This is a genomic window from Corallococcus macrosporus, from assembly GCF_017302985.1.
GTDB classification, from domain to species: domain Bacteria; phylum Myxococcota; class Myxococcia; order Myxococcales; family Myxococcaceae; genus Corallococcus; species Corallococcus macrosporus_A.
On sequence record NZ_JAFIMU010000007.1, the window covers coordinates 41,951 to 62,614 of the forward strand.

At 70.9% G+C, this 20,664-nt stretch carries 17 protein-coding genes; 12 read left to right on the forward strand and 5 right to left on the reverse strand.

The genetic code is table 11. From position 1 onward, the window contains the following. Nucleotide 1 precedes the first annotated feature (1 nt). Nucleotides 2-1,972, reverse strand: a complete 1,971-nt coding sequence (locus JYK02_RS12420; protein ID WP_207051142.1) for a hypothetical protein — start codon at nt 1,970-1,972, stop codon at nt 2-4. Between the two features lie 31 nt (nt 1,973-2,003). Further along, complete coding sequence (locus tag JYK02_RS12425) at nt 2,004-3,569, reverse strand: carboxypeptidase regulatory-like domain-containing protein (protein ID WP_207051143.1); 1,566 nt, start codon at nt 3,567-3,569, stop codon at nt 2,004-2,006. A gap of 223 nt (nt 3,570-3,792) precedes the next feature. Here JYK02_RS12425 and mglB point away from each other — a divergent pair, with 223 nt between their 5' ends. From mglB to JYK02_RS12485, 12 genes are all read left to right on the forward strand, one after another. Next, a complete protein-coding gene (mglB, locus tag JYK02_RS12430) occupies nt 3,793-4,272 on the forward strand; it encodes a gliding-motility regulator GTPase-activating protein MglB (protein WP_002637270.1) in 480 nt (159 codons plus the stop codon). Nucleotides 4,273-4,283: 11 nt separating this feature from the next. Next, the gene (gene mglA, locus JYK02_RS12435) at nt 4,284-4,871 is read left to right on the forward strand and encodes a gliding-motility regulator Ras-like GTPase MglA (protein WP_014394794.1); all 588 of its coding nucleotides are present in this window, start codon (nt 4,284-4,286) and stop codon (nt 4,869-4,871) included. A gap of 108 nt (nt 4,872-4,979) precedes the next feature. Further along, nucleotides 4,980-5,759: a dihydrolipoamide acetyltransferase gene (locus JYK02_RS12440; RefSeq protein ID WP_207051144.1), complete on the forward strand. Its 780-nt coding sequence runs from the start codon at nt 4,980-4,982 to the stop codon at nt 5,757-5,759. A gap of 12 nt (nt 5,760-5,771) precedes the next feature. Then, nucleotides 5,772-8,177: a tetratricopeptide repeat protein gene (locus tag JYK02_RS12445; protein WP_207051145.1), complete on the forward strand. Its 2,406-nt coding sequence runs from the start codon at nt 5,772-5,774 to the stop codon at nt 8,175-8,177. Nucleotides 8,178-8,183: 6 nt separating this feature from the next. Next, nucleotides 8,184-11,591: a tetratricopeptide repeat protein gene (locus tag JYK02_RS12450; protein ID WP_207051146.1), complete on the forward strand. Its 3,408-nt coding sequence runs from the start codon at nt 8,184-8,186 to the stop codon at nt 11,589-11,591. Continuing rightward, nucleotides 11,588-12,943: a tetratricopeptide repeat protein gene (locus JYK02_RS12455; RefSeq protein ID WP_207051147.1), complete on the forward strand. Its 1,356-nt coding sequence runs from the start codon at nt 11,588-11,590 to the stop codon at nt 12,941-12,943. The genes JYK02_RS12450 and JYK02_RS12455 overlap by 4 nt, the downstream gene beginning before the upstream one ends. 16 nt (nt 12,944-12,959) lie before the next feature. Next, the gene (locus tag JYK02_RS12460) at nt 12,960-13,232 is read left to right on the forward strand and encodes a hypothetical protein (RefSeq protein ID WP_207051148.1); all 273 of its coding nucleotides are present in this window, start codon (nt 12,960-12,962) and stop codon (nt 13,230-13,232) included. A gap of 4 nt (nt 13,233-13,236) precedes the next feature. Further along, entirely contained in the window at nt 13,237-14,583 is a 1,347-nt protein-coding gene (locus tag JYK02_RS12465; protein ID WP_207051149.1) for an AgmX/PglI C-terminal domain-containing protein, read from the forward strand. Between the two features lie 47 nt (nt 14,584-14,630). Then, nucleotides 14,631-15,077, forward strand: a complete 447-nt coding sequence (locus JYK02_RS12470) for a cyclic nucleotide-binding domain-containing protein (protein WP_207051150.1) — start codon at nt 14,631-14,633, stop codon at nt 15,075-15,077. 119 nt (nt 15,078-15,196) lie between these two features. After that, complete coding sequence (locus JYK02_RS12475) at nt 15,197-15,763, forward strand: hypothetical protein (protein ID WP_207051151.1); 567 nt, start codon at nt 15,197-15,199, stop codon at nt 15,761-15,763. 108 nt (nt 15,764-15,871) lie between these two features. After that, nucleotides 15,872-17,131 (forward strand): hypothetical protein, encoded by a 1,260-nt coding sequence (locus JYK02_RS12480; RefSeq protein ID WP_207051152.1) that lies wholly within the window; start codon nt 15,872-15,874, stop codon nt 17,129-17,131. Between the two features lie 11 nt (nt 17,132-17,142). Continuing rightward, a complete protein-coding gene (locus tag JYK02_RS12485) occupies nt 17,143-17,757 on the forward strand; it encodes a polysaccharide biosynthesis/export family protein (RefSeq protein WP_207051153.1) in 615 nt (204 codons plus the stop codon). Here the strand turns inward: JYK02_RS12485 and JYK02_RS12490 are convergent. From JYK02_RS12490 to mpl, 3 genes are read right to left on the reverse strand one after another with little or no spacing between them, the layout of a single operon-like run. Beyond that, on the reverse strand, nt 17,754-18,578 hold the full coding sequence (locus JYK02_RS12490) for an inositol monophosphatase family protein (protein ID WP_207051154.1): 825 nt from the start codon (nt 18,576-18,578) through the stop codon (nt 17,754-17,756). The two genes, JYK02_RS12485 and JYK02_RS12490, sit on opposite strands and share 4 nt — an antisense overlap. Before the next feature lie 23 nt (nt 18,579-18,601). Beyond that, nucleotides 18,602-19,186: a TlpA family protein disulfide reductase gene (locus JYK02_RS12495; protein WP_207051155.1), complete on the reverse strand. Its 585-nt coding sequence runs from the start codon at nt 19,184-19,186 to the stop codon at nt 18,602-18,604. 3 nt (nt 19,187-19,189) lie between these two features. Further along, nucleotides 19,190-20,659, reverse strand: a complete 1,470-nt coding sequence (gene mpl / locus JYK02_RS12500) for a UDP-N-acetylmuramate:L-alanyl-gamma-D-glutamyl-meso-diaminopimelate ligase (RefSeq protein ID WP_207051156.1) — start codon at nt 20,657-20,659, stop codon at nt 19,190-19,192. Nucleotides 20,660-20,664 lie beyond the last annotated feature (5 nt).

The window sequence follows — 20,664 nt, forward strand, 5'->3', positions numbered from 1 at the left end:
CTCAAGGTCCTCGCGGCTTCAGGGTGCGCACCGTCAGTACGTCCGGGGCACCGGGTCGCGTCATCTTAAACACCAGCAGGGGGGGCATTCCCATGGGGGGGACCCACGTATCGAAGCGGTGCTTGGCGTCCAGGGGCACGTCCCGTCCGTTGATGGACAGGCGGGCGTTCACGGGCGCCACGCCTGAAGCCCGCACCTTCTCCGCCGCCGACGCACCCTGCCGCGGGCTGTCCACCACCAGCCCCACCACCGAGTTGTCATAGACGAGCTCCAGCTTGTTCATCCGCCCGCCCTTGAGGGCCGCGCCTGCCTGCGACAGCGGCGTGACGGACCACAGGTAGCTGCCCTCGCCCAGCGCCCCCGCCTCCAGCGCCGCGCGCGGCTCCGACACCGTGCGCTGCACCACCGGCGTCGCCAGCGAGCCCGCCTTGTACACCGCCACGCGATAGCTATGGGCCTGCGGTTCCTCGCCGTAGGTGAACGTCACCGCCGGGGGCTTGTCCTGGTAGAAGATGGTCGTCTTCTCCGGCCCCTCTGGCACCACGTTGCGCACGCGCGCCAGCGAGCTGGTGGGGGATTCGGGAGCGAAGTGGACGCTGCCCGCCGCCACCTGCGTGCCGTCCTCCTTGCGCGCGCGCCAGTACAGCGTGCCCCGGGCCAGCGCGGACACGTTGACGGAAGCGCGGTGCACCCGGCCCCAGAGCACCGGGCGCTTGAAGGCCGCATCCTGCGCCGCCTCCACCACCGCGTCGCCCTCGCCCTCCCAGGTGAGCGCCACCTCCGACAGGCCCCGGTGGAACACCTCCGTGCCGTCGCCCGGGCCCACCGCCACCACCGCCGCCTCCAGCGGCTCCACCTTCGCGGTGCCGTCCGTGGCCACGGTGGCGCGCTCACCGGCGCGCAGCTCCTGCCGCGCTTCTCCGCGTCGCAGCGTCACGTCGCCCGTGTGCGCGGCCACCTGCATGCCGGAGCCGGTGCGGCGGATCTCCAGCCGCGCCCCGCTCCCGGACTCCACCGTCATCTCCGGCAGCACCACGCGGCTCTGCCGTCCCATGGCGAGCTGCACGGCCAGCAGGCCCTGGAGCAGGTTGACGCGGGCTTCATCAATGGTGCCCTGCTGCCCCGCGCTCTCCAGCACCGCCTCCGCGCCCGGAGCGAGCGTCAGCACCGAGCCGCTGTCCTTGAAGGACAGCACCGCCTCGCCGCCCTTCGTCCGCACGCCGTCGCCGAAGGCCAGCACCTCGCCCTCGCGGCGCACCTTGCGCCAGCGGCCTGAGTCCTTCGCCTTCACCTCCGTGACGCCCGAGGACGCGCGCACCGTCACCGGGATGGGCGCCAGCTCCACGATGCGCGGGGCCGCGGGCACCACCTCCGCGCGCTCGCGCGACAGGTCCACCGCGTCACCCTGCGCCGCGCGCAGCGTCTTGCCGTCCTTGGAGACCAGCTCGATGGCGCCCAGCTTCACCTCCACCCGCGCCGAGTCCTCCGCCACCGCGACCTTCACCTCCGACGGATCCGGTCCCACGCGCGTGAGGCCGAACGGGGTGAGGATGTTCAACGTCACCTTGGAGCCCGCGACCTCGGCCCTGCCGCCCGCGGGCACGCGCGACAGCACGATGCCGCGCTCCACCTTCATCACGATGCCCGTCGCGTCCGAGCCCACCGCGAACCGGCCCTCGCTGCCCACCTCCACCGTCCGGTCGCCCGGGAAGCGCACCGTCGCGGATCCACTCTCACCCGTCTCGACCGCGTCGCCCGCGAGCAGCGGTCCCTCCACCGCCGGCCCCACCTTGCCGCCGCGCTCCAGGCGCACGTCGCCGGAAAGCCCTTCCAGTCGGCCAATGGGGACGACGGCCCCCGCGTCCACCTCCACCACCGCCGGTGGAGGTTTCGGCGCCTCCTCGCGTTCACACCCCGAGCAGCCGGAGAGGAGGACGAGCAGCGACAGCGCCAGGATGCGGACAGGACTCACTGAGACCTCAATGACGACGGACGGGCGCGGTTCACCGGCCCCTCGGGAACAGATCAACGTTGAGAATCGCCTGCTCGCCCTCGCGCACCGTGACCGTCTTCGTCTGGGCACGGTGCCCGGGGGCGGACAGGGTGATGCGGTACGTGCCGCCACGGACGCGCGCGGTGAAGGCGCCGCTCTTGTCCGTGCGCGTGCGCACCTTCGCCTGCGGGATGCTCACCGTCGCCACCAGCGGCTGGCCGCTCCGGGCGCTGCGCACCTGGCCCACCAGCGTGGCCAGCTCGCCCTTGCGCTCCTGCGACAGCACCACCACCAGCTCCGACGTCTGCCCCGCCACCACGACCGCCGCTTCCTCCGAGGAACGGAAGCCCGGCGCGGACATCGCCACCGCCACCGGCCCCGGCGCGAGCCCCTCCAGCAGCACCTCGCCCACCAGGTTCGTGCGCAGCCGCGCGGCGCCGGAGACGACCTGCACGTCGGGCACCGGCTGCCCGCTCTTGCCCTGCACCACCTTCACCTTGAGGGAGCCCGTGGCCGGCGCCTTCTTGCGCAGGCGGAGCTGGACGGGCGCGCTCTCCGCGTCACCGCTGACAGAGGCCACCGCCGTCGCGTCCTCATAGCCCTCCACGCTCGCCTGCGTGGACTGCGAGCCCTCGGGCAGCAGAACCCGCAGCTGGCCCTGGGCGTCCGCCACCAGCTCCTCGTCCGTGCCCGGCGTCTTCAAGGAGGGCACGCGCACGTGGGCGCCCGGAAGCGGTGCGCCCGTCTCCGCGTCCACGACGCTCAGCGCGACGAAGGCCTGGCGCGGGCCTTCCACGGGCCGCGACGTCCGGCCCCCACCGTCCAACGCCACCTCGAAGCCCAGGCCGATGCGGCGCATCCGCTGTTCGGAGCGCAGGCCGCTGTCCTCCAGCTCCATCGTGTCGTGGGCCTGCTGCACGTCCAGGAGCAGCCGCCCCGTCCAGCCGTCCCGGCTCACCACCGGATACGAGAGCGCCGCGCCCACGACGTAGCCGGACGACGACGCCTTCAGTCCGTCCGCCGCGTGCGCGGACAACGTCAGCGGCACCTCGCCACGCGCCTCCAACTGGAGCCGCGCCGGCAGTGCCACCAGCACCCGTCCTGAGAACAGCGCCGCGTGCCGCACGCCCCGCTGCAACACCGGCGCATCGGTGAACCCACCGAACAGCGGCAGCTGCGCGAAGCCATAGCCCGCGCCCAGCTCCAGCCGCACCGGCCCCAGGAACAGGCGCCCGCGCGGCCCTACCGAACCGCGCACCAGGCTGCCGCCTGTCACGCGCGACGACGCATCCCGCAGCTCGAACGCCTCGCGCTGGAGATCCACCTGGCCACCCAGGGACGTCCCCGCCCAGCCCATCAACGTCAGCGCCACGTCGTTCGGCGTCAGACCGGAGTAGGTGAGCCCGGGCCCTACATCCACCTGCTCACCCTGGCGCGACGACAGGCCGTAGCGCAGCCGCAGCGAGGCGCGCTCGGACTCGGGTCCTTGAGCACGGGCGGCCCCGGAACAGGCGAGCGCCAGGACGAGGACGAGCAGTCGCGGGAGGATGTCGGTGAGGGGGCTCGGGCGGCGCAAGGCCCGGCAGAGTATAGAGAAGCGGGGCAGGTGTCCCAACCCGCGAAGCCGTCATTCCTTCAAGAAGCGGCGCGGATCACGGCTGGCTTCTTGCTGGAGTGGAACTGCTTTGCTAAGCATGACGGCGGTCGGTAGCGCCTCGTCTAACCTCCGGGATTCACTCCAGAAACATCGGAGCGCCGCCGTGCGCGGGGCGAGCGAACGCTGAGGAGCGCATACGCCCATGGGCACGCAACTGGTGATGTACGAAGAGGAGTTCACCAAGATCAACGCCGTTTGCGACCGGCTCACCAAGGACGCGAACGCGAAGGTGGTCTTCCTCGTCGACAAGAACGGCCAGCTCATCTCCTCGGCCGGCCAGACGCAGAACATCGACACCACGTCGCTCGCGTCGCTGACGGCCGGCAACGTGGCCGCCATGGGCGGGCTCGCGAAGCTGATCGGGGAGAACGAGTTCCCCAACCAGTTCCATGAAGGGGCGAAGGACAGCCTCTACATGACCATCGTGGGCAGCCGCGTGGTGCTGGTCGTCATCTTCGACAACCGCACGAGCCTGGGCCTGGTGCGCCTGCGCATCAAGAAGGCCAGCGACGAGCTGACGAAGATCTTCGAAAGCCTCGTGAAGAAGACCGACAGCCCCGGAGCCGGTTCGCCGTTCGCCGAGATCTCCGACGACGATATCGACAACCTCTTCAGCGAGTAACCCGGGAAGCCATGTCCTTCATCAATTACTCATCCCGCGAAATCAACTGCAAGATTGTCTATTACGGGCCGGGCCTCTGCGGGAAGACGACCAACCTTCAGTACATCTACAACAAGACCGCGGCGGACACGAAGGGCAAGCTCATCTCCCTCTCCACGGAGACGGACCGCACGCTCTTCTTCGACTTCCTGCCGCTGTCGCTCGGTGAGATCCGCGGCTTCAAGACGCGCTTCCACCTCTACACGGTGCCCGGCCAGGTGTTCTACGACGCCAGCCGCAAGCTCATCCTCAAGGGCGTGGACGGCGTGGTGTTCGTCGCCGACAGCCAGATCGAGCGCATGGAAGCCAACATGGAGTCGTTGGAGAACCTGCGCATCAACCTGGCCGAGCAGGGCTACGACCTGAACAAGATTCCGTACGTCGTGCAGTACAACAAGCGCGACCTGCCCAACGCGGTGACCGTGGAGGAGATGCGCAAGGCGCTCAACCCGCGGAACATCCCGGAGTACCAGGCCGTGGCCCCCACGGGCGTGGGCGTCTTCGACACGCTCAAGGCCGTGGCCAAGCTGGTCCTCACCGAGCTGCGCAAGGGCGGCTGACACGCTGCCTGCTCCCCTGCCCGGCGGGCTGCCCCCCAACGGGCAGCCCCCGGCAAAGGATGGTATGACCTCGTGCCGTCGGGCAGAGCCGCCTTCCGAGGTCGTACCGTGCGCGTCGCATCCGCCACCTTTCGTCTCCTCGCGCTCCTGAGCGCTGGCCTGTCCGGGCCGGTGTTCGCGCAAGGTGCTGCATCCCCCACTCCCGCTTCTCCTCCCGCCGCGTCGCCGCAGGCCCCCGCGGCCACGACAGCGCCCGCCGGCGAGCAGACGGCGGATGAAGCCTTCACGTCGCGCGTGAAGACGCTGGAGGAACAGGTCGTCGACCTGAAGGAGAAGATCTACCGCTCCAAGGCGCGCCTGCTCCTGCTCCAGGAGTCGGTGATGGGCGGCGAGCTGTCCACCGGCGCCCGCGCGGTGCTCGTGCACAAGAACGAGATGGGCAACGCGTTCCAGTTGGAGTCGGTGGTGTACGCGCTCGACGGCGCGCCCATCTTCACCCAGGTGGACACGCAGGGAGACCTGAACCGCCACCAGTCGCTGGAGGTCTTCAACGGCCGCATCGTGCCGGGCCAGCACCAGTTGGCGGTGCGCCTGGTGTACCGGGGCAGCGGCTACGGCGTGTTCAGCTACCTGGAAGGCTACAAGTTCAAGGTGCAATCCAGTTACACCTTCAACGCGGAGTCCGGAAAGGTCACCACGGTGAACGTGGTGGGCGTGGAGAAGGGCGGCCTCACCACCGACCTCAAGGACCGGCCCGCGGTGCGCTACGACATCGAGGTGGCCAAGGACACGCGCGCGAACCGGCCGCCCGGCCCTACCCCTCCGGCGACGGAAGGGGCCGCGGGCACGCCCGCCGCGCCGGCCACCACCTCCAGCGAGCCGAAGTAGGAGCGGACGGCCGTGACCGCGACGCTGCACGCCCTGGCCCTCGCGCTGTCCCTCGGGGCCGCGCCCGCTCCGGCGCCCCAGGCCTCCAAGCCGGGGACCGCGCTGCCCCCCATGCCCGCCTCGCTCAGCACGCGCGCCGCTTCGGTGGAAGCGGTGGAGGCGCAGCTTCGCGCGGCGGAGCAGTCCCTGCGCTTCGTGGAGACGCAGTTCACGGAGCGCCCGGAGCCCAGCAGCACCGACTCGCAGCTCAAGCGCTTCTCCGAGGGCGAGGTGTACTCGCTGCTGGGGGACTGGGCCGCCGCGTCCGTCCTCTTCTACGACCTGGTGAGCGACCCGGACTTCAAGGCGAACCCGCGCTACCCGGAGGCGGTCTTCTACCTGGCGGACGCGCTCTACCAGCAGAAGAATGACATCGGCGCGCGGGTGTACCTGCGCGACGTGCTGTCGCTGCCCCTGACGCCGCAGCGCTACAAGGAAGCCGTGAGCCGCTACCTCGCGGTGGCCGGCCGGCTCCAGCAGTTCGAGGGCATCGACGCGTACGTGGAGAAGGCGCGGCAGCTGTCGGGCGGCGTGCTGGCGCCGGACATCGCCTACGTGCACGCGCGCGGCACCTTCAAGCGGCTGGACCTGTCGCCGGAGGAGCACCAGCAGCGCTCGCGCGCGCTGTTCGCCCCGCTGGCGCAGAACCCCGGCGCCTTCCGCGTGCAGGCCGTCTACCACCTGGGCGTCCTGAGCGTGCAGAGCGGGGACTACCCCGCCGCCATCGCGCAGTTCCAGCGCATCGTGGGCAGCGGCCCGGACTCCGTCGTGTCCACGGGCCTGGCCGAAGCAGAGGCCCAGCGCTTCCGCGAGCTCGCGTACCTGTCGCTGGGCCGCCTGATGTACGAGACGGGCCGCTACGACGAGGCGCTGGACCACTACGGCCAGATTCCTCGCGAGAGCGAGCGCTTCCCGGAGTCGCTGCTGGAGGTCGCGTGGACGTACGTGCGCAAGCAGGACTTCACGCAGGCGAAGAACGCCACGGACATCCTGCTGCTCGTCGCGCCGGACTCGCAGCTCGCGCCCGAGGGTCGCATCCTCCAGGGACACCTGCTCCAGAAGCTGCGCCAGTACGACGAGGCGCTGGAGACGTATGACGGCGTGGCCAACACGTTCCGGCCCGCGCGCGACAAGGTGGACGCGCTCCTGCGCGTGAATCAGGACCCCGTCGCGTACTTCGACAACCTGCTGGCGCGCAACGAGCGCTCGCTGGACGTGAGCACCCTCCTGCCCCCGCTGGCGCTGAAGTACGCGTCCACGCAGAAGGAGGTCGCGGACGCGGTGCGCATGGTGGGCGACCTGGACAGCGGCCGTCAGGGCGCGGGCGAGGCCAAGGCCATCGCGGAGCGCATCCTGGAGGCGCTGGACGCGCGCGGGCTGGAGGCCTTCCCGGAGCTTCAGGAAGGCTACGTCCGCGCGGAGGCCGTGGACACCGCGCTCACCGCCGTGGAGCAGTCGCTGGTGCAGGCGGAGGCCGCGCTGGTGGAGGAGAAGCTGACGCCCGCCGAGCGCGAGAAGCTGCTCGTCGCCCAGGGCGCGCGCGAGGCCCAGCGGCTGCGCTTCGCGGCGCTGCCCGCCACCACCAAGGAGCTGGAGGCGCGGCGCCAGCGCATGCAGGCGAAGGTGGACGCGGTGGACCGCGAGGCCTTCCGCGTGGGCTATGAGCTGCAGAGCCTGCACGCCAACGCCGCCGCCATCCGCAAGTGGGTGGAGGACACGCGCGACGAGCGGCAGGCGGACCCCGCCGAGGAGCGCGAGTTCCTGGTGCAGTTGCAGGCGGAGATCGCCACGCTGAGGGATTTGCAGGCGGAGCTGGACCGCACGCGCGCCCGGCTCGCGACCGAGCGCCAGTCCACGGACACGTCGCTGGAGGGCGAGGCCGCCATCCGCGCCCGCTACTCCGCCGCGCTCCAGCAGGAGCACGGTCTGCTGCGCGCCGGTGAAGGCCGGCTGTCCGGCGAGGACACCCGCGTGCTCCTGCGCATGCACCAGGTGCGCTCGCGCATCGACTCGCTGCGTGGCCGGGTGGCGGTGGCCCGCGTGGCGCTGCGCTCGCGGCTGGAGCACCGCGTGAAGTCCATCCGCGACAAGGTGCGCGTGGAGCAGGCGCTGCTCCAGGGCTACGAGCAGGAGGTGGCCGCCGCGTCCGGCGACGCCCGCAACCTGGTGGGCCGCATCGCCTACGAGAGCTTCCGCCGCGTGCGGCAGCAGTTCTACGACCTGGTGCTCAAGGCCGACACCGGCACGGTGGACGTGGCCTTCAGCCGCACGCAGGACAACGCGGTGAACATCCAGAAGGTCGCCAAGGAGAAGGCGGACGCGCTGCGCGCGCTCGACACGGAGTTCAAGGACGTCCTGTCGTCGGAAGGGGGGGACTGAAAAGCCATGCGCCGCCCTGCCCTCGTCCTTCTGTTGGCCCTCGCGCCGCTGGCCTCGCACGCAGCGAAGGCCAGGGCCGCGAAGAATGCCCCTCCCCCCACCGCGCCCGTGAAGGCCCCACCGGCCCCCCCGGCTCCGCCCGCGCCCAACACCTCGCGCTACCTGGACGGCCTGGGCCACACGCCGGAACAGGAGAAGCTGCTGCGCGACGTGAGCCGCGCGCTGGAGGCCTACGAGGCGGAGTCGCGCGACTTCCACCGCGAGGTGAAGCAGCTCATCGAGCGGCGCTACCAGCAGAAGCGCTCGTCGCTCAACAACGCCTACGAGAAGACGCTCACCGCGCTGGAGTCGCAGGAGCGCACGCAGCGGCTGGACGCCATCGCCCGCTTCGAGGACTTCCTGCGCCGCTACCCGGACGAGCCTCGCGCCACGCCGGACGTGATGTTCCGCCTGGCGGAGCTCTACTACGAGCGCTCCGCGGACGAGCACCAGCTGGCGCGCAAGGACTACGCGGAGCGCGTGCGCACGCTGTCCGACGAGCAGATGATGGACCTGCCGCCGGAGCCGGAGGTGGACTTCACGCCGTCCATCGGCCTGTACCGCACGCTGCTCGCGCGCTTCCCGGACTACAAGCTCAACGACGGCTCGCTGTACCTGCTGGCGTACTGCCTCAACGAGCAGCACAAGGACGAGGAGAGCCTCGCCACCTACCAGCAGCTCACCACGCGCTACCCGAAGAGCCGCTTCGCCACCGACGCGTGGACGCGCATCGGCGAATACTGGTTCGAGGACGAGACCGACCCGGAGGCGCTGCGCAAGGCCGCCGAGGCGTACACCGTCGCGACGCGCGACACCGAGCACCGGTTCTACGACAAGGCCCGCTACAAGCTGGCCTGGACGTACTACCGGATGGACTGGTTCGAGGAGTCCGTGGACAGCTTCCTGCTGCTCCTGGACCACTACCAGTCCCACCAGCAGTCCGGCAGCAAGGCGGACGAAGGCGACCTGCGCGCGGAGGCCATCCAGTACATCGCGCTGTCGCTGGCGGATGAGACGTGGGGCGGCGTGGCCAAGGCCCGCGACGTCTTCGCGAAGCGCGGCGGCCGGCCCTACGAAGCCGAGGTGTACCGGCGGCTGGGCAACGTCTACTTCGACCAGCTCCGCAACCCGGAGGCCATCGCCGCGTACCAGCAGGCGCTGGCCATCGACCCGCTCGCCACGGACGCGCCCCGCCTGCAGCAGCGCATCGTCCAGGCCTACGAGCGCGACCGGCGCATGGACCTGTACGCGCGGGAGTCGGAGAAGCTGGCCAACGACTACCTGCCCGGCGGCGCCTGGTACGAGAAGAACAAGGACGACCCGAACGCGCTGTCGCACGCGCAGACGCTCGCCGAGCAGAGCCTCTACTCGGCCGCCGCGTATCAGCACCAGCAGGCGCAGGCCTTCCAGAGGGAGGGCAAGGCCGCGGAGGCCAAGGCCACCTACGCCGCCGCGGCGCGCGCGTACGGCACGTACCTGGAGCGCTTCCCACGCAGCAAGACCGCGTACGCGATGCGCTTCTTCCACGCCGAGTCGCTCTTCAACTCGGACGCGTACGGCCCGGCGGCGAAGGAGTACGAGGCCGTCCGCGACTCCAACCAGGACAACACCTACCGCGACGTGTCCGCGCACAACGCGGTGCTCGCCTGGAAGGCGCAGCTGGACGAGGACGTGAAGGCGGGCCGCGTGCCGGAGCGCAAGCCGCTGCGCGCCAGCGAGCGCCCCAAGGACAGCGCGCATACGCCCGTGGCCCTGGCCCCGACGGAGGCCGCGCTCGTGAAGGCGTCCGACGCCTACGTGACACTGCTGCCGAAGGAAGAGGCCGCGCCGGGCATCGCGTACCAGGCCGCGGAGCTGTTCTACACGCACGACGACTTCGCCCAGGCCCGCCCCCGCTTCGAGCAGGTGGTGAAGACGTACCCGCGCGACCCGGTGGCCGGCTACGCCACCAACCTCATCATCGAGTCCTTCCTCGTGGACCAGGACTGGAAGAGCGTGGAGGAGGTCAGCGCGCGGCTCGCCAGCAACGCGCAGGTGGTGGACCCCAACAGCGACCAGTACCGCGAGCTGATGAAGTTCAAGCTCGCCGGCCGCTTCAACCTGGCGGATCAACTGGCGGCGCAGAAGCGCTACGACGAGGCGGCGAAGAAGTACCTCCAGTTGGTGGAGGAGGCCCCCCGCCACGAGTTCGCGGACAAGGCGCTCAACAACGCGGCGGTGGCCTACGAGGAGCTGCGCCGGTTCGACTCCGCGATGAAGCTCTACGAGCGCATCTACCGCGACTATCCGAAGTCGCCGTGGGCGCACACCGCGCTGTTCCGCGTGGCCCTCAACGCGCAGAAGTCCTACGACTTCGACAAGGCCGTCACCAGCTACCAGAGGCTGGTGAAGGACTACCCGAAGGCGGAGGAGCGCGAGGCGGCGCTCTACAACGCGGCGTCGCTGCTCGAAGGCCAGCAGCGCTACGCGGAGGCCGCCGCTGCCTTCCAGCGCTGCGTGGAGCTGTATCCCCACGGGAAGAACGCGCCGGAGAACCAGTACCGCGCGGCCCGCATCCTGGAGAAGTCGGGCGACACGAAGGGCGAAGTCCAGGCGCTGGAGGCCTTCGTCCGCAAGTTCGCGAGCAAGGCGGATCAGGTGGAGCTGGTGGTGGACGCGAAGCGCCGCCTGGGCGACGCGTGGAAGAAGCGCGGCAACGTGAAGGAGGCCCAGCGCGCGTACACCGCCGCCGCGGATGAGTTCGACCGCCGCAAGCTGAAGCCGGACACGCACCTGCGCGCCGCGGAAGCCGCCGCCTACAGCCGCTTCCAGCTGGCCGAGCTGGAGTTCCAGCGCTTCGACGCGATGAAGGTCAGCGGCGTGGGCAAGGCGCTGGCGAAGAGCTTCACGAAGAAGACCGAGGCCGTGAAGGCAATCGACGCCGTCTACGCGAAGGTGCTGCCGTACAAGCAGCTGGAGTGGTCGCTGGCGTCGTTCTACCGGCGTGGCTACGCCAAGGAGCGCTTCGCCGCCACGCTGCTGGAGGCGCCCGTGCCTCCGGAGGTGAAGCGCATGGGGGACGACGCGGTGCTCGCCTACCAGGACCAGCTCACGCAGAACACCGTGGCCCTGGAGGACAGCGCGGTGGAGAGCTACGCCGCCACGCTCAAGGAGGCGCGCAACTACCGCGTCTCCAACGAGTGGACGCGCCGCACGCTGGAGGCCCTCAACCGGTTCCGGCCCAAGGAGTACCCCGTCCTCAAGGAGGCCCGGGGCGCGCTCGCGTCGGAGACCGTGTACCCGGACGGCCTGCTGGGCAGCCTCGCCGCGCCGGCCGCGCCCGCGCGCGTGGAGCCCGACAAGGCGACCCGGCTGACGGAAGGGGGCACGCCATGAACGCGGGCCGCAAGTTCGCGCTCACCGGACTGGTGCTCTGGCTGTCCGCCTGCGCCTCCGGCCCGGAGACGCGCAAGGACTCGAAGCTCACCGGCCCGGAGGCCGGGCCCGCCACGGCCGTGAGCACGTCTCCGAAGACCGGCGACGCGAAGCCGCAGGCGAAGGAACCGGCGCCTGTCGCGAAGTCACTTGCCGGGCAGGAGCGGGACTTCACCAGCGCGGTGGAGGTCGCCCGGCGTGGCGAGCTGACCATCGCGGAGACCGCGCTCAAGGCCCTGCTGGAGAAGTCCCCGAAGCTGGGCCCCGCGTGGACGAACCTGGGCATCGTGCAGGAGCGCCAGGGCCGCTTCCCGGACGCGGAGCGCTCCTACCGGCAGGCGCTGTCGCTGGAGCCGGACCAGGAGGCCGCGTGGGACTGCCTGGTGCGCCTGTCCGCGCGCACGGGCCGCGCGGCGTCGCTGGAGGCGGAGCTGCGCGAGGCGCTGACGAAGCAGGACTCGGTGGCCCGGCGCACGGCGCTGGCGCTGAACCTCCTCTTGCAGAAGAAGCACTCCGCCGCCGTCGCGGAGGCCCGCCGCGCGCTCCAGGTCAGCGAGCAGCACGTGCCCGCCATGCAGGTGCTCGCGCAGGTGTACGCCCGCGAGGGCAAGTACGAGCTGGCATCCATGGTGCTGGGCAACGCGCTCGCCATCGACGCCGAGGACGCGGCCACCCTCAACGCGCTGGGGCTGGTGCACCTGGGCTTGAAGGAGCGTCCCCAGGCGCTGGAGCGCTTCCGCCAGGCCATCGCGCTGCGGCCGGACTTCGCGGAGGCGCGCAACAACCTGGGCACCCTGCTCAACGAGGGCGAGGACTACGCCGGCGCCCGCGTGGAGCTGGAGGCCGCGGTGAAGGCCGCGCCGGACTTCGCCGCCGCCCACCTCAACCTGGGCAACGCCTGGCGGGGCGAGGGCGACTTCCCCCGCGCCCTGGCGGAGTACGAGCGCGTGCTCCAGCTCCAGCCCGACACGAAGGACGCGTTCTTCAACCTGGGCCTGCTCCACCTGGACCTGGAGCCCGCCGGCATGGACACCCTGGAGCGGCTCCAGAAGGCCGTGGCCTTCCTGGACCAGTACAAGGCGAAGGGCGGCACCGACGAGCGCACCGCGCAGTACCTCAAGGACGCGCAGAAGGGCATCGACCGGGAGACCCGCCGCCGCGAGCGCGAGCGCAAGGAGGGCCTGAAGAAGGCCGCCGAGGCCGCCGCCGCTCCCGCGAAGGCCCCCGAGGCAGCTCCGACCCCCGCCCCGCCCCCGGGGCCCCCTGCCACGCGGCCGGGCGCCTCGGGTAAGGTGTCCAAAGACGTCCGGTAGCCACGACCTTCCGCCCATGCGCCCCGCCCTCTTCCTGCTGCTGCTTGCCGTCGCCCGTCCGTCCTGGGCGGAGGACCCCGCGTCCACGAAGAAGGCGGCGGACGCCGCGCCGCCCGCGAAGAAGGCGGTCAAGACCATCCGCCTGGAGGCCATCCAGGTCGAGGGGCGCATCCAGAAGCCGGAAGCCTTCTATTTCCTCGACCGCTCCAAGCCGAGCTTCGACGACCTGAACCGCACGGAGAGCTTCGTGCCCAAGGTGGTCCAGAGCGTGCAGCAGGACCCGTTCTAGTCCCATGGCCCTTCAAACCCGCCCCAAGCTGCTGCGCGTCGGCGTCATCCAGGACGGGCGCATCGTCGAAGAGCACCACCTGCTCCACGACTCCGTCACCATTGGTGACGACGCCCGTAACACCATCGTCCTGCCTCCGTCCGAGGCGCGCCCGCCGCGCTTCAAGGTGCTGGAGAACCGCGGCCAGCAGTTCCACCTCATCATCGACGAGCAGATGCAGGGCCGCGTCAACCTGGGCTCGTCGGACGTGGACTTCGAAGCGCTGCGCGCCCAGGGCCTGGCCACGCGCCGCGCGGACGACACGTTCGACCTGCCGCTGCAGGAGAGCGCGCGCGGCAAGGTGGAGCTGCCGGACGCCACCCTCTTCTTCCACTTCATCCCCGCGCCCGCGGAGGGCGCCAGGGCCGAGCTGCCTCCGGAGCTGAAGGCCAGCCCGTGGCGCACGGTGGACCGCCTCTTCTTCGGCATCCTCCTGTCGATGCTGGTGCTCTACGTGCTGAGCGTCGCGCTCATCGTCGCCCAGCCGGCGCCGGTGGAGCGGGAGGTGGAGCTGGACCAGCTGGAAGACCGCTTCGTGCGCGCCATCATCCCGGAGCAGCCTCCGAAGAAGGAGGAGCCGCCGCGGGAGCAGGGCACCACCGAGGAGAAGAAGGCGGACGAGCCGAAGACCCCTTCGAAGAAGCCCTCCGCCGACCCGACGCCCGCTCCCGCCAACAGCGAGGAGCGCCGGCAGCAGGTCCAGGAGAGGGTCGCGGGCACCGGCCTCCTCAAGCTGCTGGGCGGAAAGGGCCCCGGCGGCGGCAGCGCCATCGCGGACGTGCTGGGCAGCACCGGCAGCGGCGCCAACGTGGCGGAGGCGCTCGCGGGGGCGACGACGGGCGGCGCGCTCACGGCGGGCTCCGGCGGCAACGGCATCGCGAACCCGCTGGGCGACACCGGCGGCAAGGTGGCGGCCATCGGCACGACGCAGACGTCCGGCGCGGGCACCGTGGACACCGGCAAGAAGCAGGTCGTCAAGGTGCCCCAGGTCGTGGACTTGGCGCCGGAAGTGGACAGCTCCGAGGTCAAGCCCAAGGACCTGGCCCGCTTCATCCAGAGCCGCAAGGCCTCCATCCAGCGCTGCTACGAGAACGGCCTCAAGCGCGACCCCTCCCTCAAGGGCAAGGTGATGGTCCGCTTCGAACTCACGCCGCAGGGCCGCGCCAGCAACGTGGAGGTGGAGGAGTCCACCCTGCGCTCGGACGAGGTCATCAACTGCATCAAGACCACCATGCGCGCCTGGACGTTCCCTTTCAAACCGAGTGACGACGTCCCCGTCAGCTACCCGTTCATCTTCTCGCCAGGGGAATAGGCTCGACCGTCCGGACCTTCCGGAGGCGCCGGACCTGCGGGGAGCACATGGAGAAGCTGGCCGTCATCGCCACATCCCCCCTCTTCGAGATGCTGGCCCCCGCGGAGCTCGCGCGGCTGGCGGAGCTGGCACGGCTCTACCGGTACTCGCACGGGGAGGTGGTGTTCGAGGAGGGCGACCTGGGCGACAGCCTCTTCGTCATCGTGCGCGGCCAGGTGGAGGTCGTGCGCCGGGGGACGGACCACGGCGCGAAGCCCCTCACCGTCCTGGGCCCGCCGGAGTTCTTCGGGGAGATGGGCCTCATCGACAAGGACCACCGCTCCGCCACCGTCCGCGCCCTGGGCGAGGTGGAGCTGCTCCAGCTCACCGCGCAGGACTTGCGGACCTTCCGGCTGGCGCACGCGGACGGCTTCACCTTCATCGTCGTGAACATCGCGCGCAGCCTGTCCGCCCGCCTGCGGGAGGCCAATGCCCGCCTGGTCCCCCAGGACTGAAACCCCGCGTCCGAAAACCGGACTCCCGGTCGATGGGGCATTGCGTTGACACCCCACCCCCTCGCTCCTACGCTCGACTCACGACGCTGGAAGAGGGGCCGGAAGGACTCGTGAAGCACATGCGCATCCTGGGAATGCTCGCCGTGGTCGGAGGACTCGTCACCTCCGGGATGGCGCACGCGCAGGCGCCCGCGCCGCTGCCGCGCCCCGCCACCCCGCCCGCGCTGGACAAGGCCGGTGACGTGCCAGACAGCCAGAAGCTGGAGCGCAGCACGCAGGCCCTGGGCGGCATGCGCGAAGCGCTCCGCCAGGTGCTGGAGAAGGTGGAGGAGGCCCGGCGCACCAAGGACGTCGTGAAGCTCAACTGCGCCAATGAGAAGCTGACGCAGATCAAGGGCCTCCTGCGCATCTCCGAGCAGGCCGACGTGGCCCTCCAGGAGGCCGTCAGCAAGAGCGAGGCGGCCCCCGGCGAGCACGAGTTCACCAAGGTGATGATCGCCCAGCAGAAGGTGGGACAGCTGCGCTCGGAGGCCGAGGAGTGCATCGGCCAGCTCGCCTTCCGCACCGACGAGAACCTCTTCGTGGAGGTGGAGGAGCCCGACAACCTGCCCGGCGGAGACCCCACGCGGCCCCCGCCGCCGCCGGACCTCGTCGTGCGCCCGCCGCCCGCGAGCCCCGTGGACTGAGTGCCTGCTCCCACCACCTTCCCCGGTCCCGGCCCTGGACCGTTTGTTCCGATGGGGGAACCTGCGTGCTATGCCCGCCGTCCCACCGTCTGGAGCGCCTCTGACACCATGAAGCAGCCTGGGACATTCCGTCTGGCCCTTGGGGCCCTGGCGCTCGCGGCGCTCCTGCCGCTGACGGCGTCGGCGCAGGCGTTCGCGGGGGGCCGGCCTCCGGGGGGCAACGGCCTCAAGGTGGGCAACGGGCGGCTGCACCCGACGCTGGATTTGGAGACGCGCCTGGACAGCGGCGTGGGCTACTTCCGCGCCGAGGGCACCGGCCCCCTGTCGCCGGACCTGTCCGGAGAGCTGGCGCTGCACATCCGCCCCGGGCTGCTGCTGGACGTGCCGTCGCCGAAGCTGGCCATCGCGCTGCGCGCCAACCTGGACTACGTGGCCTACACGGGCCTCATCACCGCGGGCTCCGGGGCGGCGTCGCACCTGGAGGGCGCGGCGGACCTGGCGCTGCTCTTCAACCAGGAGAGCACGCTGTCCGTGGAGGTCGGCGACCAGCTGACGCGCTCGGACCGCACCCGCACGGTGGCGCTGGGCGCGGGCATCCTCAGCCTCTTCAACGAGGCGCGCGTCAAGGCGCAGTGGAAGCCCGGTGGCGGCGCGCTGGAGGTGACGCCGTCCGTCGCGTACGCGATGGAGTTCTTCGAGCCCCTGGGCGGCATGGCCCCCGTGGGCTGCACCGACGCCGCGTGTGATCCGCTCGCCGCCAGCCAGTTCAACTACGGCAACCTGCGGCTGGGCGCGGAGGGCCGCTGGCGCTTCCTGCCCAAGACGGCCGTCGTCGTGGACACGGGCCTGGAGTACCGGGGCTACTTCAACGACACCACCACGCCCGGCGCGGCCATCCTGCACGCCATGGCGGGCGTCTCCGGCCTGGTGTCGCCGCGCATCACGCTGACGGCGAAGGCGGGCTGGGCCCAGAACCTGGGCTCGAGCGGCGGCGGCACGGTGGTGGCGCTGGCGGAGAGCACGTACCTGTGGGGCCCCTCGCTCACCTTGAAGGGCGGCTACCTGCGCGCCTTCGAACCGGTGGCCGCCTACGGCACCTTCAGCGACAACCGCGTCTACGCGGAGGCGCGCTCCCTGATGGGCAGCCGGCTCGCGCTGCACGCGATGGGCGCGCTGGACTTCCTCTCCTTCGCGGGCGGCCGGAGCGACACGCTGGTGACGCTGGACCTGGGCCCGGAGTATCAAATCCGCCCGTGGCTCGTGGGCGCGGTGGGCTACATGCTGGGCACCCGCTCCTCGTCGCTGGGCGCCGCCGGCCTCAACTACACCCGCCACGAAGGCTACGCGCGGGTGTCCGTCTCGTACTGAGGCTCGCGGCCATGCGTTCCTCGCGGCTCACCCTCCTGCTTCCGGCCCTCCTCGCGCTCCTGTGCGCGTGCCACGCGGACACGCGTCCGCTACCGCCGCCGCCCACGCCCGCCGCGACCACGGAGGCCGCGGCGACGTCCGGCGGCAACCTGGGCCCGGGGGACGTGGTGGAGGTGCGCGTCTTCCAGGAGCCCGAGCACTCCGGCACCTGGCGCGTGTCGCCGGAAGGCACCATCGACTATCCGCTGTGCGGCAAGGTGGAGCTGTCCGGCCGCACCGCCAGCGCCGCCGCGGACACGCTGCGCGACTGCCTGGCGCGCTACCTGAGACACCCCCAGGTGTCCGTGCTGGTGCGGGAGTACAACTCGCAGAAGATCTTCGTCTTCGGCGAGGTGCAGAAGCCCGGCACGTTCCCCGTCACCGGTGAGATGTCCATCATCCAGGCCATCACGCTGGCCGGTGGCTTCACCAAGCTGGCGGCGAAGAACAACACGCTCGTCACGCGGGTCATCGACGGGCAGGAGCGCAAGATTCGCGTGCCCGTGGAGGACATCGGCGTGGGCCGGGAGCGCAACTTCCTGCTCCAGGCCGGCGACATCGTCTTCGTGCCGGAGAGCTTCTTCTAGTCGCGCGGCGTCCAGCCGATTTCGTCCAGGAAGCGCTTCGCCTGGGTCATGAGCTGGGGCGCCAGGTTCGCGCCGCTCGCCAGCACGTCGCCCTTGAGCACGTCGAAGGGCCGCCCGTCGATGTGCACGATGACGCCGCCGGCCTCCGCCACCAGCAGGCCGCCCGCGGCGATGTCCCAGGGCTTGAGGCCGAACTCGAAGTAGCCGTCGAAGCGGCCCGCCGCGACGTACGCCAGGTCCAGCGCGGCGCTGCCGGTGCGGCGCATGCCCTGCGCCAGCAGGATGAGCTGCGAGAAGAGGCCCACGGGCAGGTCCGGGCGCTCGCGCACGTCGTAGGGGAAGCCCGTGCACAACAGCGCCCGCTCCAGCGTGGCCGTGGGGCTGGCCTTCAGGGGCACGCCGTTGAGCGTGGCGCCCTGTCCCTTCGCGGCGGAGAAGAGCTCGTCGCGCATGGGGTCGTAGACGGCGCCCGCCACGGTGCCCTCCGGCCCCTCCACCGCCACGCTGACGCAGAAGTGCGGCACCTGGTGCGAGTAGTTCGTCGTGCCGTCCAGCGGATCCACGATCCACCGGAACGTGTCGGTGCCCTGAGTGGCCCCGCTCTCCTCCGCGAGGATGGCGTGGTGCGGGTGACGCTCGCGCAGGAAGTCCAGCAGGGCGGCCTCCGAAGCGCGGTCCGCGTCGGTGACCAGGTCGATGCCGCCCTTGAACTCGATGGTGCGGTGCTGGGGGAAGCGCTCACGGAGGATGCGGCCGGCCATGCGCGCGCCCTCCTCCGCGGTGCGGCGCAGCGCGGCGGGCGTTTCCGGGTCGTGGGCCATGGATGCGGTTTCCTCGTGGGAGGTCAGGAGGCGGGCTCGGCGAGCAGCTGCTCGATCTCCGTCTGGAACTGCTGGAGGAACTCCTCGGCGAAGCCCTCGTGCACGTGCCGGATGACGCCCTTGCGGTCAATCAGGAAGGTGGTGGGCATCAGCCGCACCTTCAGCAGGCGCTCGGCCACCAGCGCGTTGGCGTCCAGGAGGATGGGCACCTCCACCTTCGCCTCCTCCAGGAAGGTCGGGATGGCGCGCACGTCCTCGTCCACGTTGAGGGCGTAGGCCTTGAAGCCGCGCGTGCCGTATTCCTTCTGCAGCTGCGCGTACATGGGCAGCGCGTCCTTGCAGGGCTCGCACCACGTGGCCCAGACGTCCAGGAGGACCACCTGTCCCCGGTCGCTCTTCAAGTCGTACGGGGTGTTGTCCGGGTAGCGCTTCACCTGGAAGGACAGCGGCTGGCCCTTGGCCTGCCCTGACGACTCCAGCGCGGAGGCGCGGGTGCGGGGACTGTCACCGGTGCGGTCCGTGAGCGGCGGCAGTGGCGCGGGCGATGACGAGGCACAGCCCAGGGCCAGCGACAGGGCGCCCAGCGAGAGCAGGAACGGACGGCGCATGGCTCAGGTCCCCTTCCCCGCCCGGGCCTTCAGGGCGCTGAGCAGCTTTTCGATGAAGCCCCCGAAGGCGCCGTTGCTCATGACGAGCAGCACGTCGCCAGCCTTCGCCTCGGCGGAGACGCGGTCCACCAGCGTCTGCACGTCGGTGGCGCCGTCCGCGGCGATGCCCTGACCCTTGAGCGCCTCGATGAGCTTGGGGACGTTGAGCTCCTCGCCCTCGGGCACCTTGTCGTGGCGCTCGGGCACCTTGAGGCTGGCGCGCGCGGCGCCGGGGAAGGCGTGCGCGTAGTCCTCCTGGTGGATGTTGCGGCGGCTGGTGTTGGAGCGCGGCTCGAAGATGGCCCACAGGCGCCGGTCCGGGTAGCGGTGGCGGATGGCGGCGATCGTCTCCCGCACGGCCGTGGGGTGGTGCGCGAAGTCGTCCACCACGAGCACGCCTTCAATCTCCGCGCGCACCTCCTGCCGGCGCTTCACGCCCTGGAAGGTGGACAGGCCCTGCTGGATTTCAGCGAAGGTGAGACCCAGGCCGCGAGCGGCGGCGATGACCGCGAGCGCGTTCTCCACGTTGTGCGCGCCGGACATCGGCAGCGTCACGGTGCCCAGGTCCTGGCCCTTCTCCATGACGTTGAAGCGCGCGCCCTCCGGACCGAAGGAGAGGTTCTTCGGCGTGTAGTCCGCGTCCGCGCCCTCCTTGGCCACGTAGGTGACGACGGGCGCGGTGCCGCCCCGCGCGATGCGCACGGCGTTGGGGTACGCGGCGCAGACGACCAGTTGGCCGTCCCTGGGCACCAGGCGCACGAACTTCTCGAACGTGGCCTCGTAGTGGGGCAGGTCGCGGAAGATGTCCGCGTGGTCGAACTCCACGCTGGTGACGATGGCGGTGCGCGGGCGGTAGTGGAGGAACTTGGAGCCCTTGTCCCAGTACGCGGTGTCGTACTCGTCGCCTTCGACGACGAAGTGCGGGCCCTTCCCTACGCGGTAGTTGCCCGCGTAGTTCTGGGTGACACCGCCCACGAGGAAGCTCGGGTCCTTGCCCGCGGCCACCAGCACGTGGGCCATGAGCGAGGACGTCGTCGTCTTGCCGTGCGTGCCGGCCACGACGACGGAGTGCGAGCGGTCCAGGAAGAGCGAGCCCAGCGCGGCGGGGAAGGACATCTGCTTGAGGCCCCGCTCGCGCACGGCGGTGGCCTCCGGGTTCACGCGGCGGATGACGTTGCCGATGATGACCAGGTCCGGCTTCGCCGCGTCCAGGTTTGCGGGCGAGTACGGGCTGCTGGCGGGGATGCCCCACGTCCGGAGCATGTTGCTCATGGGCGGGTAGACGTTCTCGTCGCTGCCGGTGACGTCGTAGCCGGCGGCCTTGAGCATGCCGGCGAAGGAGCCCATGCCGGTGCCAGCCACGCCCACCAGGTGGATGCGGCGCACGGACTTCGGGTCGAGGGTGTCGAGGACGTTGCCGTTGTCGTCAGCCATGCTGC